Genomic DNA, 2,657 nt, shown 5'->3' with positions numbered 1-2,657 from the left:
TGCAACCACCATCCCAATCATTTCTTTCAACTGTTGTCATAGCCGAGCCTTTTGCAGCAACCTTTGCGCATGCTGCGCACGGCTGACTACAGGCTCCTTATTTTCCCTTAGGCGGGTTGTTTCCGCGGCCAGAACCAGATTTGTTTCCGGTTGTTGACGGGCCGTTCGTAGGGCGTGGGCTTGCCATTTTCTTTTCCTTTCGTTGATCCATTTTCCGCCTCGCAACTGAATGTCGCCAAACATGAGGACGAGATAATCGAAGCCGCCCCCATCCGTGAGGAAATCGGGAGTACAGTCACAAAACTGATTTTCAGGCAGAAAGAAATGATCGTACCATCAAACGTGCAGCCCCGCAGAGCGAACCTGTTCGAGCGTCATCAGCTTTGACGCGATCAAGTCCTCGATCTGCCGGTTGGTGATATGGCGGCACAGGGGATGGCGCTCGTGGATCCACTCGGCGAGGCTGGCGCGCCCCTTGGCTTCGGCCTCTCGCGCCTTCTCGCGGTCCGCCTGTACCTGGGCAAGCCCCTTTTCCCATCGGCGCATCTTGAACCAGTTGTCCGAGAAACAAACCTTGCTGCGCGTATAGCCCTCGCTTTCCTTCGCATAGGCTTTGACCGCCTGAATCAGGTCATCGGGCTCTATCCCGGCTTTCACGGCCGCTGCGATCAGGCGCAGACTAGTTCGCCGGTCTCGGATCCTGTCTTCGGGATAGGCTGCCAAGATCTTCTCAGCTTCAAGATCTTCAACTTCCGCCGCCGCCACGCGCCTGCGCGTAGATGGTTTATGGATGGTTTTAGGATGGTTTGGGGTCCACCGTGAACCCGTACCCCGTTCACCGTGGACCCCGTACCGGGTTCAGGCTGGACGGGGTTCACAGTGACCCCCGTCTCAATATCAGGCTCAGCCGTGGGTTCGAGCGCAGCCACGCGCTCCAACACAATCCGGTAAATGACGGTGTAGCCATTCTTGCAGTGCCGCCGCCCAGTCTCAATCAGAATGCCTTCGCGCAGGAAGTCGATGATGGTGCGCTTCACAGTGCTCTCGCTGAGTTCAGTATGCCGCTGGATCGTCCCCTTGGAGCACCAAATGCCAGAGCCGTCATCGCTCGCCTTGTCGGCCAAGAACATGATGATCTGCTTGCGCGCGGCGCTGCCAAAGCGGCGCTCGGCGCATTCATTTGTAATGCGCCAGCTCATGATCTCACCGCCAACTGGGTTGAGGTCAGACCGGAAATGCCGTAGGTATTGGGATGGAAATATTCTTCTATGCCGTTGAGGTGGGTGGCCGCCCCCTCAGCGGTTTTTCTTTGCCTTTTCGCCAGAGCGCGAGACTGTGAAAAACCGTTTACTTGGGCCTCGCAACCTATTGAAAACTGACCCTGAACGAAACAAGTCCGTTTACAATTTTTCCCTTTGAAATCAACGAATTTTTCCGGATCGCAAATTCGTCTAGACCGGTTCGATTCCGGTACTCGCCTCCATATAATTTAAACTATTGCTTTAAATAGATAAATTTCAGTCTTAAGCGCATTGATATCGCGACAAGCAACCAAAAAGTCGAGTTTTGGCTTGTCAGCACCACTAGGATCTCTCAATTGAGTAGCGATAGACTTCGAATAGGTCAGGAGTCTCATCCCGGAAGCACGGGGATAGCTTTGGCTGGATTGCCAGCCACGATGCTTCCCGAGGGGACACTTCGGGTCACGACGCTGCCCGCACCGATAATCGCCCCGTCTCCGATTGTCACACCGGGAAGAATGATTGCGGCACCTCCAATCCAGACATCGCATCCGATCTCGACAGGGCGGGCAATCTCTTGACCCCGTGCGCGCAGAACGGAATCCTTGTGATGCTCTGCGCAATAGATATGTACAGCCGGGCCTAGCAGAGACCGGGCACCGATCGTCACGTGACCGCTATCTAGGATCGTGCAGCCGCTGTTTATATAGACATCGTCGCCCATCGTGATGTTGAAGCCGTAGGCGCAATGAAACGGGGCCTCGATGTAGACCTGTGCGCCGACTTCACCGATGAGCGCAGCGAGTAGCGGCCCGATAGACCCACGATCGTCCGGATCGAGGACACGGTGCTCATGGACGGCCCGCCGCGCGGCCATGCGGCGCGCCTCGAGCTCGTCATCGAGGCAGCAATACCATTCTCCGGCTTGCATTTTTTCCAGTTCGGTTCGAGGCATGGCCGGGTCAGCTTGGGTCATGGCTGCTCTATTTTTCACTCCAATGAGACTGCGCACATCAAGTCACTGACTTCGCTGTCCGAGAAGTTACAAGTTGCATACCTTTCCCGAGCGCGAATTGCGTCCGCTGCCGCGGCCCAATCTTCAGACTTGTCGGCAAGTGTCCGGGCAAGATGTTCAAGAAGGCGCAACTCGACCGCAGGCAGGTCGATCTTTTGGACTTCCTTTAGAAAATTGGCTGCCTGGAAGCGCTCGTCTCCGTTCCCTTCGGGCGCATGACAAGCCAGAGCGGCCTCGGCGGAAAGTCGGAAGACGATGCTCAGCTTGCGGCTCTCGGTCCTGAGAAGTTGACGCAGGACCTCTGCGGTCCCCGAGGTTGGTTCGGAAACGAGGGCATGTTCAGCGCCCATCGTCTGAGCCCAGAGGGCAAAGTGTTCCAGCTCTGCCGAGCGCGCGATATC

General features: G+C 56.3%; 4 protein-coding genes. All 4 read right to left on the bottom strand.

Annotated features, from left to right (window positions below):
• Window positions 1-336: 336 nt before the first annotated feature.
• A complete protein-coding gene (locus WA989_RS16900) occupies window positions 337-723 on the bottom strand; it encodes a hypothetical protein (RefSeq protein WP_424341649.1) in 387 nt (128 codons plus the stop codon).
• A complete protein-coding gene (locus WA989_RS16895) occupies window positions 669-1,199 on the bottom strand; it encodes a hypothetical protein (protein WP_424341648.1) in 531 nt (176 codons plus the stop codon). The genes WA989_RS16900 and WA989_RS16895 overlap by 55 nt, the downstream gene beginning before the upstream one ends.
• A gap of 433 nt (window positions 1,200-1,632) precedes the next feature.
• The gene (locus WA989_RS16890) at window positions 1,633-2,196 is read right to left on the bottom strand and encodes a sugar O-acetyltransferase (RefSeq protein ID WP_424341650.1); all 564 of its coding nucleotides are present in this window, start codon (window positions 2,194-2,196) and stop codon (window positions 1,633-1,635) included.
• Between the two features lie 35 nt (window positions 2,197-2,231).
• Window positions 2,232-2,657, bottom strand: a 426-nt coding sequence (locus WA989_RS16885) for a hypothetical protein (RefSeq protein ID WP_424341647.1), incomplete at its 5' end; no start/stop codon positions are given.

The sequence above is a fragment of the Henriciella sp. genome, assembly GCF_049649345.1.
Lineage (GTDB): Bacteria > Pseudomonadota > Alphaproteobacteria > Caulobacterales > Hyphomonadaceae > Henriciella.
This window is presented reverse-complemented; position numbering and strand designations above follow the sequence as displayed.